12 protein-coding genes and 3 pseudogenes are annotated in these 14,903 nt (G+C 58.7%); 13 read left to right on the forward strand and 2 right to left on the reverse strand.

Annotated features, from left to right (window positions below; all coding sequences use genetic code 11):
• Positions 1-2: 2 nt before the first annotated feature.
• From H261_RS26575 to H261_RS26260, 5 genes are all read left to right on the forward strand, one after another.
• On the forward strand, positions 3-170 hold the full coding sequence (locus H261_RS26575) for a WYL domain-containing protein (protein WP_008621567.1): 168 nt from the start codon (positions 3-5) through the stop codon (positions 168-170).
• A 532-nt stretch (positions 171-702) separates the two neighbouring features.
• The gene (locus H261_RS25060; protein ID WP_152427019.1) at positions 703-1,470 is read left to right on the forward strand and encodes a hypothetical protein; all 768 of its coding nucleotides are present in this window, start codon (positions 703-705) and stop codon (positions 1,468-1,470) included.
• Positions 1,471-1,691: 221 nt separating this feature from the next.
• Positions 1,692-2,045, forward strand: a complete 354-nt coding sequence (locus H261_RS20730; protein WP_008621575.1) for a type II toxin-antitoxin system RelE/ParE family toxin — start codon at positions 1,692-1,694, stop codon at positions 2,043-2,045.
• 4 nt (positions 2,046-2,049) lie between these two features.
• On the forward strand, positions 2,050-2,343 hold the full coding sequence (locus tag H261_RS20735; RefSeq protein WP_008621576.1) for a helix-turn-helix domain-containing protein: 294 nt from the start codon (positions 2,050-2,052) through the stop codon (positions 2,341-2,343).
• A gap of 97 nt (positions 2,344-2,440) precedes the next feature.
• The gene (locus H261_RS26260) at positions 2,441-3,334 is read left to right on the forward strand and encodes a DUF1186 domain-containing protein (protein WP_008621577.1); all 894 of its coding nucleotides are present in this window, start codon (positions 2,441-2,443) and stop codon (positions 3,332-3,334) included.
• A 258-nt stretch (positions 3,335-3,592) separates the two neighbouring features.
• On the opposite strand, the pseudogene H261_RS20745 reads toward H261_RS26260, so the two are convergent.
• Positions 3,593-4,192 (reverse strand): annotated as a pseudogene (locus H261_RS20745) (plasmid pRiA4b ORF-3 family protein).
• Positions 4,189-5,217 (reverse strand): annotated as a pseudogene (gene tnpC, locus H261_RS20750) (IS66 family transposase); the annotation flags it as partial. The pseudogenes tnpC and H261_RS20745, both read right to left, overlap by 4 nt.
• On the opposite strand from tnpC, the pseudogene H261_RS20755 reads away from it, so the two are divergent.
• The 8 genes and pseudogenes from H261_RS20755 to H261_RS20790 form a co-directional block, all read left to right on the forward strand.
• A pseudogene (locus H261_RS20755) lies at positions 5,213-5,997 on the forward strand (IS256 family transposase); the annotation flags it as partial. The pseudogenes tnpC and H261_RS20755 sit on opposite strands and share 5 nt — an antisense overlap.
• Positions 5,998-6,305: 308 nt before the next feature.
• Positions 6,306-8,459 carry a hypothetical protein gene (locus H261_RS20760; protein WP_008621581.1) on the forward strand — a complete coding sequence of 718 codons (2,154 nt, stop codon included), beginning with the start codon at positions 6,306-6,308 and terminating at the stop codon, positions 8,457-8,459.
• Positions 8,460-8,647: 188 nt separating this feature from the next.
• The gene (locus H261_RS20765; protein ID WP_161625058.1) at positions 8,648-9,526 is read left to right on the forward strand and encodes a glycosyltransferase family 2 protein; all 879 of its coding nucleotides are present in this window, start codon (positions 8,648-8,650) and stop codon (positions 9,524-9,526) included.
• Positions 9,527-10,234, forward strand: a complete 708-nt coding sequence (locus H261_RS20770) for a class I SAM-dependent methyltransferase (RefSeq protein ID WP_008621585.1) — start codon at positions 9,527-9,529, stop codon at positions 10,232-10,234.
• The gene (locus H261_RS20775; RefSeq protein ID WP_008621587.1) at positions 10,219-11,712 is read left to right on the forward strand and encodes a B12-binding domain-containing radical SAM protein; all 1,494 of its coding nucleotides are present in this window, start codon (positions 10,219-10,221) and stop codon (positions 11,710-11,712) included. The genes H261_RS20770 and H261_RS20775 overlap by 16 nt, the downstream gene beginning before the upstream one ends.
• A gap of 88 nt (positions 11,713-11,800) precedes the next feature.
• Positions 11,801-13,135, forward strand: coding sequence for an FAD-binding oxidoreductase (locus H261_RS23590; RefSeq protein WP_081609021.1), 1,335 nt, complete (start codon positions 11,801-11,803; stop codon positions 13,133-13,135).
• Positions 13,132-13,863: an SDR family NAD(P)-dependent oxidoreductase gene (locus H261_RS23595; protein WP_008621590.1), complete on the forward strand. Its 732-nt coding sequence runs from the start codon at positions 13,132-13,134 to the stop codon at positions 13,861-13,863. Before H261_RS23590 ends, H261_RS23595 begins: the two co-directional genes overlap by 4 nt.
• A gap of 45 nt (positions 13,864-13,908) precedes the next feature.
• Positions 13,909-14,877, forward strand: coding sequence for a class I SAM-dependent methyltransferase (locus H261_RS20790; RefSeq protein WP_008621591.1), 969 nt, complete (start codon positions 13,909-13,911; stop codon positions 14,875-14,877).
• The last annotated feature ends 26 nt before the right edge of the window (positions 14,878-14,903 follow it).

Below are 14,903 nucleotides of genomic sequence, written 5' to 3' on the forward strand. Positions count from 1 at the left end.
GGATTGAAGACCAACCTGATGGAAGTCTGCTGGTGAAGTTCAAGGCTGGCGGGCTTCTGGAAATGGCCTGGCACCTGTATCAGTGGGGCGATGCTGTGGAGGTTCTATCGCCACCGGAACTCAAGGAAATTCACGATAGGGCCAGCGTGGCGTGGCCTGGAAGGCCCTGAATGACCGAATTGGGCGCAAAGCAGACCTTTCGTTGGCACCGGTTGTTGCCCACATTTCCGGTTACCGCGCGGTTACTCGCAGGTAGCTCCACCCGGCTCTCACCGAATTCCACTGAATGCCGCCCAGTTCAAATTCACCAAAGACCCAAGGAGCCCGTCGGTTGACGCATTTGGCGGAACTGGATTGCAATTTAGCGTACACAATGATACCGAGTAAACGTGGTAGTTTCTTGCTTGCCAAGGTTGGGGTCGAGGGTTCGAATCCCTTCGCCCGCTCCAAATTTCTAAGGCAATATCAAAGGCTTACGGTTTCTTGACCGTGAGCCTTTTGCTTTTCTGGCTTTCCCCAGAATCGTCCAATTTCACATAAATCAATGATTACAGTGGCTTACAGGCGTGGAATCGTCTGTGAGAATGCACAAATTTATGCACAAAATATTGGTGAATTCTGAAAATGAAACCATCTGTAAATTTGACTCCAACCACAAGGAGTGGTATATTACATAATCACAAATGGAGGAGAATTGATGAAATGAAGACAAAGCGTAAGTGTGTCTTGGACAACAAGGTCTATATATTTATTCGTGATAATGCCAAATTACCGATCTGGCACTACTATTTTACTCATGATGGTGATCAATTCCGTGGATCGACTGGTCATAGAGATGTCGGTGATGCCACGGTCGCTGCAATCAGCCGATACAAGGCTGTGCGTGATGGCGAGGTTTTGGTTCAGACCACCCGGACATCATTCAAGGATGTCGCTGAACGGTGGCTGAAGGTCAATGGAACCAATCGGGACATAGCCAACAAACGCAAGGCGGTGGAGAAGTTCTTCGTCCCATATTTCCACGATGTGCTGAAGCTGGCTGATATCGGGAAGATCCGCCAAAGCCATCTCACGGATTATATCGATTGGCGTCGGGCATATCACACCACTGGTCCTGGCAGCCAAAAACCCAAGAAGGGCTATCAGTGTGGTGGCAAAAAGGTTCTGGCGAATGCCCAATCCTATGGGGTTCCCAAGAACGACACGTTGAATCGTGAGAACCAGAACCTCAACCAGATCATCACCTTCGCCAAGAAGGAGGGGTTCATTGATTCCGGGAATCTTGCCCACATTGATAAGCTGGATGCCGATGGTGATGTTCGACCTGCATTCACCAGCCAGCAGTACCCTTGCCCATTTCGCTGTGGCGTATGCCGGGGCTGTCACCGGATTTCATCGCCGCCATCATCCATGAACGAGGATGGAAGGCATATGGCTCCCCATCAGCGGATGGATATTTCTTGGCGTTGAAGCCGACCATGGTGCCGGAGGATCTGGATATTGATCCTGGCGTCCATGGTTGGCTGCGACTGACCATGGACGAGCTACTGGATTTTACGTTGTAGGGTCATCCCCCTCCTCCCGAAATGGGCTACCATCCCGAGGGAATCCCAAATTTTCAGAACCCATTTACTGTGGCATTGTCGCCGTCTTGGCTTGCCTGAACTGCGACATTGGCGTAGTCTTGCCCCATGATGTTGGACAAGCTGATTACCGTTGTTGAGGCTCCTGCTTTTAGCCGTCGAGCCGAAAAACTGCTATCGGCGGATGAGCATAAGGAGGTCATCGACCATCTGGCTGCGAATCCAGATGAAGGTGACGAAATCCCTGGTACTGGTGGCATTCGGAAGATTCGATTCGCTGCCAAGGGTAAGGGTAAATCCGGCGGTGTTCGGGTGATCTACTACTACTACGATGACAACAATCCGCTCTATGCGTTGGTCATCTACGGCAAAGGCGAGCGGTCTGATTTGAAGCCAGATGAGAAGAAGGCAGTTACAGCCTTCGCTGCCAGGGTCAAAGCCCTGGCGAAGAAAGGAGACTGATGCCATGGGAACCGTCGCTCAAGACCTTCTCGAATCGATGCAGTTCATGGTCGACCATATGGAGGGCAATGCCGAGGGCAAGACCCATGTGGTGCAGGTTGCTGATGATGTGGACGTCAAGGAAATCAGGCAGTCGCTCCATATGACCCAGGAGGCATTTGCAGAAACCTTCCATCTGGAAATTGCCGCAGTTCGTGCATGGGAGCAGAAGCGTCGTCGTCCAGAACGTGCTGCTCGGCTCTACCTGAAGGTTATCGCCAAAAACCCCCAAGCGGTGCGTGACGCAATCGCTGCCTGAGTTCGACAAGATTCTCGAGAAATTTCATGGTGGTCGCCCCTTCACCCCCTGCTTGGAGATGGTATGGTGATCGCCACAAGATCCCAGGGAATCCAGCATGACGGTCGATGACATCATTCGCGATTTCGCCACCACCGGCACCACTTTGCCCCGAAGCTCAATGCAATGGACGCTGGATAATTGGGACGAGGCAGGTCCACGTCTGATCAACGTGCTGGAACGTTTTATCAGTGGCGATGACACCTCCGATGACGCCACCAATGTGCTGTTTTTCGCCCTGCACCTAATGGCAGAGATGAATGAAAAGGGGGCATTTGCCCCGTTATGTCGCCTGATCACCGACCATGACGCTATCGAACGCATTCTCGGAGATGGCATCACAACCACACTGACCCGCATCATGATCAGCACCTTCGATGGCGATATCGATCTGCTGAAGACCCTGATCGAGAACCAGGATGCCGATCAGTTTGTCCGGTATTCCGCCATGCAGACATGGACGTATCAAATTTATGCCGGTTTGGGTTCCCGTGACGATGCCAAGCAGTATCTGCTGGACCTGTTCGACACGATGAAGCCTCAAGGAGAGTGCTTTGTCTGGGTTGGTTGGGTGGATGCCGTAATGATGCTGGGAATGAACGAGTGCCGGGATCGTGTTGCATCGCTGATGGATCGGGGCTTCATCGATTACCGCCATATGAGAATGGACGATTTTGAAAGGGAAATTGCCGTTTCCTTGGATGATCCCAAGGCGGCATTTTCCAGAGATCGGATTTTGCCACTGGATGACTGCATTGGCGAATTGGCGGGATGGTACTGCTTCACGGAGAAGTACCAAGAGGATCAAGCACGAATGGCTGCCCACAGAGAGAAGCAAGCATACCGAGCAAACTTGCCTGAGCCATTCGCCAACCCCTTCAAATCGGTTGGTCGGAATGATCCGTGCCCCTGTGGATCAGGCAAGAAGTTCAAGAAGTGCTGCCTGCATTGATCGTATGACTGACTGAAAATCAACCACCAAAGATTGCACAAACCAAGCACACGCTAGAATCATGGTGCACAAGTCATTGATATTATTAGCGTATTCGCCCGGCAAGGCCATTGCCAAGGTTGGGGTCGAGGGTTCGAATCCCTTCGCCCGCTCCAATCGGACCAGCCAAAGGGCCGCGGGAAACCGCGGCCCTTCGCGTTTCAGGGGTTCGATTAATCCATCGCAGATAGATGCGTAAGCATTCGGTGAAGACCGCGGCTATGCCTTGGCGCGCGGTTTTCTGTTCCAGCGGCGAGCGAGCCTGGTGAGTTCGGCGTCGATGGCCGGGATGTCGACGGTATCGAGGTCGAGATTGTCCGCGCCCCACCATTCGATGATTTCGTCATGGCGCTCGTGGCCGGGGTCGGCCAGCGCCTCGCGAGCCTCCTGGTATCCCCACGGCCCCCCGATATCCTCGGGCGGACAGCAGCCGGAACCGTCAAGCAGGCGCGGGTATATCACGCCGTCGACCGCCATCGTCATGCGTTCGATATTGATCGAGTGCTCTCAGCCGTCACCGAAGTCGTAGAGGTACTTTAACGACTTGGCGTCGGTGTCGCTGATCGCATTGACGAACGTCGTCTTGCGGGCATCAAGCGGCCCGTCACGGTAACCCCCATCTGGGTCAGGAAGGCCGAAGCCGATGCCCTTGATGCGGAACTCATAGAGATGACTGTCCGTCCATCCCATGGCGACCTGCAGCACGGTATGAAGCCGGTCGAGCCTGAGAGACAATGGAACCTCCAGGCGACGCATCACCGTCGGCTCGACATCGTCGAGGACGACCTTGATGCGGGCGATCGGCATGGGAGTGATCATGCTGCGATGGCCTCCCGCGCTCCGTTAGCCCGACGCCAGTTCCACGGCAGGAGGTCATCGAGCCGGTGGGCCGGGTGCCCGGCAATGCGGGCCAGGATGTCGGCCAGCCAGGCTTGCGGATCGACATCGTTCATCTTGGCGGTGACGATGAGGCTGTACATGGCGGAGGCTCGCTGGCCACCGCGATCCGAGCCGGCGAACAGCCATGACTTCCGGCCCAAGGCGATGCCGCGTAGCGCCCGTTCGGCGGCATTGTTCGACAGGCAGATGCGGCCGTCGCCGAGGAAGCGGGTGAACGCGGTCCAGCGCTTGAGCATGTAGTCCTTGGCCTTGGCGAGGTCATTGCCGCGAGAGAGTCTGGCGCGCTGCTCGCGCATCCAGCTTTCCATTTCGGCGACCAAGGGGGCGCTGAGCTCCTGGCGAACGGCGCGGCGCCGCTCAGCCGTCTCGCCGTTGATCGCGCGTTCGATCGCGCGTTCGATCGCGAACAAGCCGTCGATACGCTGGACCGCTTCCAGCGCCAGCGGCGAAATGACCGCCGTGGCCTTGCCGCGCGCCTTGCGGCGGGCGTTCTCGGCGACGTCCGCCATGATGAAGAACGGGCGTCGGGCATGGACCCAGCAGGCCGCCTCCAGGATCGGCCCTGGCTTGCGGTCGGGCGCGTAGACCTTGCCATAGCCGCCATAGGCGTCGGCCTGGAACAGCCCGACATACTTGGCCAGATGGGCCTGGGGATGCTCACCGCCCCGGTCGCGGGAATAGTAGAACATCGCCGCCGGCGGTGCTGACCCACCGAAGGACCGGTCGTCACGGACATAGACCCAACATCGCCCGGTGTCGGTCTTGCCCTTGGCCATCACCGGCACGGTGGTATCGTCGCCGTGCAGGCGATTGGCGGCGAAGACATGGGCCTCGATCCGTCGGATCAGCGGCTCCAACACGGCGCAGCCCGCCCCGACCTGATCGGCGAGGGTCGACAGGCTGAGCGGCACGCCTTCCTTGGCATAGCGCTCGGCCTGGCGGTTGTGCGCCGAGATCGATGGCAAGATCGCCACCTTCCTGGAACGGCCCATCGAGGGCGACTGGCCCTATGTCTGGCTGGACGCCACCTATGTGAAGGTGCGCCAGGACGGGCGTATCGTCAGCGTGGCGGTGATCATCGTGGTGGGCGCCAACACCGCCGGGTGGTGCGAGGTGCTGGGCATGGCCATCGGCGCCTCGGAGGCCGAGATCTTCTGGAAGGACTTCCTGCGCAAGCTGGCCCGTCGCGGCCTGCGCGGCGTCAAGTTGGTGGTCTCCGACCCCCACGAGGGCATCAAGGCCGCAATCGCCAAGGTGTTCAACGCCACCTGGCAGCGCTGCCGCGTCCACTTCATGCGCAACGTCCTGGCCCATGCCGGCAAGCAGGGCGCCGGGTGGTCTCCGCCTTCATCGGCACCGCCTTTGCCCAGGAAACCAATGCCGCCGCCCACGCCCAATGGCGCCAGGTCGCCGATCAGCTTCGCCCCAGGGCGCACAAGCTGGCCGATTTGATGGACCATGCCGAGATGGATGTCCTGGCCTACATGGGCTTCCCGCAGGCGCACCGCACCAAGCTGCACTCGACCAATCCCATCGAGCGCCTCAACGGCGAGATCAAGCGCCGCACCGAGGTGGTCGGCATCTTCCCCAACGAAGACGCCATCATCCTCCTTGAACAGAACGACGAATGGGCCGTCCAGCGATCCCGCTACATGACCCTGGAAACCGTCGCTCCCCTGAGCGATGATCCCCTGGTGAGCCTGCCGCCCGTCACGGCAGCTTGATCAACACGGCCAACCCGGCCGAGGATCAGACGGCGACACCGCTGTTACACCACGTCCTGGGACGTGATCGTCGCGGACGAGTTTGACGGCAACGCCATATGTGGTAGTGTCAAGTGGTCTTGTGTGCCATATAGCTTTGCCATGCGACGTAGACTTTAGCCAGATCGAGGGCTGGCTTTCCACCAGAACCAAGCAGCCGCAAGTGGCACGGGGCTACTCGTGACGACAAAACTGTACTGAGCCACCTGGGCTTCATTTAGATCGCTGCCATCCGCCCATGGATCAAACACTCTCTCAACGGGTCCCAGATGGGAAATATCAAATTCGCTTCACTTCTTATCATCGCCTGTATTTCGGTTTTTGCATTTATCTATGTGACTAAGTGCAGGGAGATTCGCGTAACGCGACGCCAAGCCGCGCTCGTTGGGGTTGCCTGGGTCGCTATTGTTTTATTCGAATACTATTTTCTTGGGCGGGATAGTTTCATCTATTGGGATGATGAGGGGGAATACTTCGTTCCGATCGCTAACTATCTGAACCAGTTCCACCTGGGCGGCCAGTACATGCATGGCTTGGCCGGTGGCATCGATCGTTTCGCCGGTGCGGCGAGCGGAGGTCAGATCGTCGATCTCTACCTGCTGCTGGACGCCCTATTCCCGACCTGGATGGCCATTGTCCTGAACAAGACGCTGGCGATGGCATTGGGGTTCTCCGGCGCCTACCTGCTGAGCCGACGCGCGTTCGGCGCGGAACGCTTCGCCGCGCTCGGACTGGCGGCTCTGTTCACCATGACCGATGCCCAATTTATAGATCGGACTACCTGGACGGGCGCGGGATTTGCTGTGTTTCCAATGGTCCTGTACCTGTCAGCCTTTCCAATCGACGGGCGGCGATTGGCCCTGCGGATGGCCGCGCTTGGCGCGATCGCGGCGTCGATGCCGCCGACGCATGCCCTCCCCACCCTGTGCGTGACGGTGCTGACCGGGGCCGTCCTGATCGGACGGGGATCGCTCAGGACCATTGTGCTGCCCATCGCGGTCATGGTCGCGTGCAGCCTCCTGAACTGGCATGAGCCGATCTGGGCGTTGAAGCAACTGGCCCCCTTCGCGACTCGAACGTCTTCCGCCGTCGCTCCGCTCCCCGCATTTTGGGAATTCACCATCAGCACGTTCATGGTGGTATTCCGCGAAGGAATCGGCTCCGTGTTCATCATGGCCGGAATGGCGGTGCTGGTGTGGCTGCGTCGGTCCGAGGGGATTCGGGCCTTTTGCGCCCTGCTGCTCTGCGGCGCCATTGTGATCGCGGCCACGTTTTTTCCCTGGCACTGGTTCTCCCTTGAGGCGGTCCGCAGGATTACCCTCAGCCAAATTTTTTTCGTCCACGGTCTCGTCCTGTTGATGGCCGCCAGTCGTGCAGTCACGGCGTTGGAGGGAGTGGAGGCCGTGCGCCACCGTGCCTGGTTGCGCCGGGTTCCCGTCGCGCTTCTCGTCGCGACGGCGTTAGGCGCCATGGCCGAGAAGAAGACCACCCACTTCAGGGAGTTCCTGCAACAAGGTGGCCAGGCGCAGTTTCAGGGATTCGAAAACCTTCGGTCCCATGACTGGCTGGCCCCCTCCCTGACCCGCGTGGCGACCCTGCGCCTGCGGCAACCCGAGCCGAACATACCGTCTGGGTTCTATGGGCTGGATGCGATCGACGGATCGATGAACGTGGTGCCGATGATGTTCAGCACGTTCCTTGCCCGCGGCATCAATGTGCAAAAGGCTGCCGCCCCGGGTTTTAGTTATCTGGGGTTCGACTACGAATACTTTTGGTGTTGCGGCCAGCAATATGCCATCGAGCGGCAGTTCGATCTGGACATGCTGCGCATCGCCAATGTCGGTTTCGTCATCAGTCCCGTTCCAATTCAAGGCTCTGTCCAAAAAGTGTCCGGCCCGGCTCAGGATCAGGATCAGATTCTGAGGACCTTCGCCGACAAGGTCGGTTATTTGAAGGACCGGGTCGCGAGGATCTTCGATCCGGGTCTTGTTTATGTCTACGCGCTGAAGCCGCCTCTGCCCAGGGTGTACGCAGCTTCCCAGGTCCAATTCGTGCCCGCCGACCTGGACACCGATTCGTTCCTCGACGTGGTTCGGGTGAACGCATTGCAGCGCCGCATCGTCGTTCCGGAGGGTGTCGCCCGCCCCGACATTGTCGCCCGCCCGTCGCTGGTCGTCAGGTCGGTGACTGCCGTGCTCGACGGATATGAAGCGTTGATCGAGGCGCCCGAAGGCGGAATTGTCGTCGCCAACGTGTCGCCGCTGCCGTTCTGGAGCGCAGAGGTCGATGGTGTAACCCGGGCCGTCTTCCCCGCCAACATGATCCATTCCGCCGTCGAAGTCCCGCCAGGAGCCCGGCGCATCGTGTTCCGTTACCATCGGACGACGCTGGCGGAAGCACTTCTCGGCGGCAGCCGGCGATAGGACTATTGACGTAATGGCAACCTGGGTCTACCTGGGCTATAGAAAGTAGCCCTCGCACGAAATGACGTGCGAGCCAATTTCGACAAGGACTTACGGCGCACAACATGGCAAGCCGACATTTTGCGATTCTTCTGCCCGTATTAGACGACTGGACATCATTCGAGTTTGTCCTGGCGGAGATCAATTCCGTGTTCGGCAGCAACAGCGATACTGCCTCCGTCTTTTGCGTCAACGACGGCTCGACGACCGCACGGCCCAAGACCATCGGAGTTGCGTCGGCCATTTCAAACCTGCGCTCGCTCGAGATCATCAATCTCGTATGCAATCTCGGCCACCAGCGGGCGCTCGCAATCGGTCTCGCCGAAATTGCCCGCCGTGACGAATTTACGGCGGTGATCGTCCTGGACGCCGATGGTGAGGATGACCCCAACCACCTCGACCGGATCATCGCGGCGCACACCGACTCGCCGGAGAAGGTGATTTTCGCGCGGCGCAGCCAACGTTCCGAGGGGCTGGTGTTTCGGATGTTCTACGTGGTCTACAAGCTGTGCTTCCAGATTCTGACGGGCTTTCGCATCTCCTTCGGCAATTTCTGCCTGATTCCGATGGAATCGGCCAGGCGCCTCGTGTTCAAGGCAAATTTGTGGAATAGCCTGCCGGCGACGATCCTGCAGTCGAAGCTTCCCTACACGACGGTGGATTCGCACCGGCGTCCGCGAATCTGTGGCCAGTCCAAGATGGGGTTCGTTGGCCTGTTGCTTCATGGCTTCCATGCTATCTCGGTCTTTTCCGAGCCGGTCATCGTTCGGCTGGTGCTGCTCATCATTTCCACGTCCAGCTTCCTGGTGCTGGGAATCGTCGCCATCCGCTATACCACTGACATCCTCGTGCCGGGGTGGACATCGTCCATGATCGCGATCCTCGTGGTCATCAGTCTCCAAGCCCTGTTCCTCATCATGAACACGACCCTGGTGGTCCTGCAGAACCGCTGCCTGAAGCAGATGATCCCTGCGGTGGAGTTCAAGCCGTTCATCAGGGACATCGTCACCTTCGGCCCGAGTTCTTGAATGGCCGATATCAGCTATCCTGGTGAGGAACTCCTCTGCTTCGCGGAGGCGACAAACTGGAAGCGCTACATGGGGGCGGTGCTGTCGCCCCATGTCGGTACGAGCGTCCTGGATGTCGGCGCGGGGCTGGGCGAGACTGCCAAGCGCCTCAACGCGGGAACCGCCCGCCGCTGGGTCTGCCTGGAACCCGACCGGGGCATGGCCGACGGCCTTGACCGCTCGCGAAGGGCCGGCGAACTGGGCGCGAATTGCGACATCGTCCATGGCACGCTCGCCGACCTTCCGCCGGATCGGACCTTCGACACGATCTTGTATATCGACGTCCTTGAACACATAGAGCGGGACGGTGATGAACTGGCGAACGCGGCGCAATACCTGCAGCCCGGAGGCCGTCTCATTGTCCTGACTCCGGCATTTTCCTGGCTGTTCACCGAATTCGATGCCGCAATCGGACATTTTCGGCGATATTCCAGGCCGGGGCTGGCGGCTCTTACACCGCCGAACATGGCCTTGGTCGAGGCACGCTATCTGGATTCAGTTGGTCTGATGACTTCGCTGATGAATCGCTTCCTTTTGCATGCGGCCAAGCCGACTCGGTCTCAAATTGCCTTGTGGGACAAGATCCTTGTGCCCATATCCACGGTCGTGGATCGTTGCGTCGGATATTCTTTCGGACGATCCGTGATCTGCGTTTGGAGGAAACCCTAATTCGCGTCCTGCTGATCAATCCCCCGGCACTGAATACCGTCATCGAGAATCCCGACGAACAGGGCGGCGAGTTCCTCGAGGCGGACGCTTTCGGCGATTTCCCCCCGCTGGGTGCGCTGTATGTGCTGACCCACCTCAAGGAAAAGACGGACCACGAATGCCTGTTCAAGGATTGCGTTGCCGAGCGCACGTCTTATCCGCGCCTCAGGGAGTACATTCGAGAACACAGGCCCGATGTGGTCGGAATCACCAGCTTCACCGTCTGCCTCGTCGATGCGTGTGAGGTCGCGCGGCTGGTGAAGGAGGAATTGCCCGGGACCCATGTCTGCATGGGTGGCCACCACCCGATCGCCTACCCGAAGGAAGCGGCGGAGTTGGAAAATTTCGATTCCATCGTCGTCGGCGAAGGGGAGATCGCGTTCACCGAGCTGGTGGAATGCTTGGCCCGAGGCGAGGATTTTACCCATATTCGCGGCGTCTACACGCGCGAGTCGATCCAGCCGCACCTGGCCAACCCCATTACCGACAAGCGCTTCCTGGCCCGGGTCAATGTTCCTGCGGCTTATGTGGACGATATTGACGCCCTGCCGATCGTCGATCGGAGTTTCATTCGGCACCTGCGCTACCAGAACATTCTCGGCGTGACCAAGGACCTCGCCACGATACTGAGTTCGCGCGGCTGTCCCTACCGCTGCACATTTTGCGACGTCCCGATCAAGAGCTATCGCGAGCGCAGTGCGCAGTCCGTCGTCGATGAGGTCGAGCGTTGCCTGATGATGGGCTACAAGGAATTCCGTTTCTACGACGACCTGTTCAACATTACCGAGAAGAAGATCGTCAGTCTGTGCGACGAGTTGGACCGTCGCGGGCTGAAGATCGTCTGGGACTTCCGCGGTCGGGTCAACACCGTGACACGCGAGTCCCTGGCGCGCGCGAAGGCATCGGGCCTTCGAATGATCGCGTTCGGCGTCGAAACCGGCACGGACGAAGGCCTGAAGATCCTGCGCAAGGGCACAACCACGGCCAAGGTCCGCAAGGCATTCGAGATCTGCCGCGAATTGGGGATATTGACCGTCGCGGACTACATCATCGGCCAGCCCTTTGAGAGGTCGGTCGAGGACGTCAAGCGGAGCATCGACTTCCTCATTGGGCTGGATCCGGACTATGCCCAGATTTCCGTCCTCAAGCTCTATCCCAATACCGAGATGTACGATAACGCCGTGGCCAAGGGCGTCGTCGCGCCGGGCCGTTGGCAGGATTATTCGCGCAGCCCGGCGAAGGATTTCGTCGTCGATCACTGGGACGAGTTTCTCGATCTGCCGACTCTGGTATCCTTGCAAAAGTACGCCTATCGGCGCTTCTACTTCCGGCCGCGCTACATCCTGCGCAACGTCATTCAGACGCGGTCTCTGGTGGAGTTCCGGTCCAAGGTCAATGGCGTCGGGAAGCTTCTCGGAAAGAATCTTCGCCTGTCCTGAGGCGAGGTTTGGGGCCGGTTACCCATCATTGTCGCGGGTATGATACTCTGCCCCACCACACCAATACCCCAGGGCTGCGACCGTATTCATGACCATGACGGAATCATTTGCCACGCGACGGTTTTCTTGTGTCGGTCGGGTCGAACAGGCATGTGCCGCCTATCGGGCGCCGGATCGGTACCGGAAGCTGCTCGATTTCGCCATGGACAGGCGCCACGCCGTGCAGGGGGCTGGCCTGTCCCTCTCCGGTGCGAGCTTCGGGGATGGGGTGCTAGTCACCTCCATGCGCCGCTTCAATCGCGTCCTTGCCTTCGATCCTGCCGCACGGACCTTGCGGGTCGAACCGGGCATCACGCTCGGTGAGATTTTCACGCTGCTCCAACCTCACGGCCTGTCCCTGCCGGTGCAGCCAGGCTATCCCGGCATCACCATCGGAGGCTGCGTCGCCGGCAATGTGCACGGCAAGAACCAGTATCGCGAGGGAATATTCGCCAACACCGTCCGGCAGATCGACCTCTTTCATCCCGCTCATGGCCGGCTCCGCCTGTCGCATACCGAAAACCCTCAGCTGTTCGAGTTGACCTGCGGCGGTTTCGGTCTGACAGGCCTGATCGTCGAAGTCGAATTGACGCTGCAGCACATGGACAGCACCTGGTATCGGCTATCCCAAATTCCGGTGAATAGTCTCGCCGAGACGGCCTCCACCATGCTGGCGATGAAGGATGATCACCACATCCTCTACAGCTGGAACGACCTGTATATGGACAGCCGGTCGTTTGGCGGCGGCTTTGTGCTGTGCGGTACCAAGGCGCAGGGAGAAGCGGATTACCCCATCGCGGAACCGGCCCGCCTTCGCCCCGAGGGGTGGCTGCCACCGTTCAATTTCCTCCAGGGGCCGGTCCTGGGACTGGCGAACGCATTGTATGGCGCCAAGCTGGGACGGGCGGAAAATCGTCGCCTCATCGATGCCTACCAGACTCATTTCCCGTTTGCCCATTGGCAACGCTACTTCGACGCCTATGGCAGAAGCGGCTGCGTCGAGCATCAGGTCATCATTGGAGCGGACGTTTGCGAGCGCTATTTCAGCGCCGTCGAGAAGCTGGTCCGGTCAAGGCGCGTACCTGTGGGACTGGCGACGATGAAGGTCTTTCGCGGCCAACCGAAATTACTATGGTTTCGCGGCGACGGGCTGTCATTTGCCATTCATGTTCCTGGCGAGCCAGAGGGGCTGGCTTTTCTCGGGGAAATCGACCGGATCGACCGGGAATACGCGGCTCTGCCCAACATCCTCAAGGATTCACGCCTTCCGGCCGAAGTCGTCCGTCATCACTACTGCGAGTTCGAGTGGTTTCGCGATCAGATCCGCGCCCATGACCCGAAACGCATGTTCACCTCGATGCTGGCGGAGAGATTAGGTCTATGAAAAGTCTTGTGATCGGCGGTTCCGCCGGGCTCGGGCGGCAATTGGCCGGTCGTCTTGCTGAACGCGGCGACGAATTGGTTCTCGTCGCATCGGACACGCGCGATCTGGAACCCGTCGCAGCCGATCTTCGTGCCCGCCACGGAATCTCCGTGACGACCATCGTCCAGGATCTTGGCGGACCCGATGCCGCCACTCTGAAAATGCGGATCGTCGAGGCAGCCGGCGTTCCCGACTACGTCTTTTATGTCGCGGGTCTTGGCCATCTCGACGACACCGGGAACCTGCCGCAGACGGATATCGACCGCCTGATCGACGTGAATTTCCGAAGCGCGCTCTCGCTGCTGAACGCTTTTTTCCCGGACATGGAGCAGGGCGCGATCCGGACCGTCGTCTGCGTCGGCTCGGTCGCATCGGCGCGGGGACGCGGCTCCAACATGGTCTATGCCGCGGCCAAGTGCGGCTTGACGTTTTATGCGGAGGCGCTGCGTCACCGCCTCGCTGCATCGTCCTGCTGTGTTCAGACCTATCTGGTCGGCTTCATGGATACGACGATGCTGGACGGGCGTGCGCCGAAACTGCCGCCCGTGGCGCCAGAGGAAATTGCGCGCCGGATCGTTCGGAACCTTGATCGCGACATCGGGGCCGTCTACGTTCCGGCATGGTGGCTGCTGGCCACGACAATCCTGCGGCTCCTGCCTTGGTGGATTTTCAAACGTGTCAACTTGTAGCGCCGCCGCGCGGAACACCAAGGGCCACCGGGAGATCGTTGTGCAATGACCGGTATCGATCTGAAGTTCCTTTGCCCCGACTGCCGAGGCCGTCTTTCAGTGGCCGCGGACGTGGTTTCGTGTTCTGCATGCGGAACCGATCTCGGCACGGTCGATGACGGGCTCATCGTCTTCAACGGCTGTCACGACAAGTTCAGCTTCTTCGAGAAGCAGGCCGTAGAGCGCCTTGACGAGAATTATGCCGACTATAACCGAGCCGCTTTTCTCGATGATCTGAAAAAAACTGATCTTTGGGAAATGGATGAGGGGAATAAACGCGTCGGCATCACCAAGAAATTCTGGTGGGAGCGTTTCGTCGGAAAACTTTGTGGAAAGTCCATCCTTGAATTGGGTTGTGGCGTCAACTACCTCGTCCCCTATTTTCTCGAATGCGGCAATTCTGTTGTCGCCTTCGACATCTGCCGGGAGAGCATAGAATATTCAAAGCGGCTGCTTACAAGAATCGGAATTGATACCGGACGGATCGAATTCGCCGTCGCCGACGCCCGCAAGGTTGAATTCGAACAATGCTTCGATATCGTCGATATCAGCAACGTACTCCACCACATCGATGACCGCCCGGCGGTTTTCGCGCGCATTCACCGCGCGCTCAAGGATGATGGAAAGCTGTTGATTGTCGAGCCGAACTACTACTATCCACCCCGGTGGATACTGGAAACGGATGTCTTTGGCCCCTTGAATTTCCCGCAACACCTGATCATCCGCCATCATTTGATGGAGGAAGGCGAAAAAGCGGTGGTGTTCCGGGACATGATCCGGGAACTTGAAGCCGCCGGCTTTCGCCTAGAAGCGCGCCGCAAGGACGACAATTTTCTCGGCGCATTCGTAATACGGCTGCTGCGCACTGGGTCTTGGCCAGCAAGGATGATCTTCATCCTGGACCGCTACATCTTCCGATTCCTCACTCCGCGACTGTTCGCGTCATTTGAATTTCTCGTCCTCTCCAAGTCTTAGATTTCGTCCGCGAAGTTATACCAACT

Origin of the sequence: Paramagnetospirillum caucaseum (assembly GCF_000342045.1) — a bacterium.
In the GTDB taxonomy this organism is placed as follows: domain Bacteria; phylum Pseudomonadota; class Alphaproteobacteria; order Rhodospirillales; family Magnetospirillaceae; genus Phaeospirillum; species Phaeospirillum caucaseum.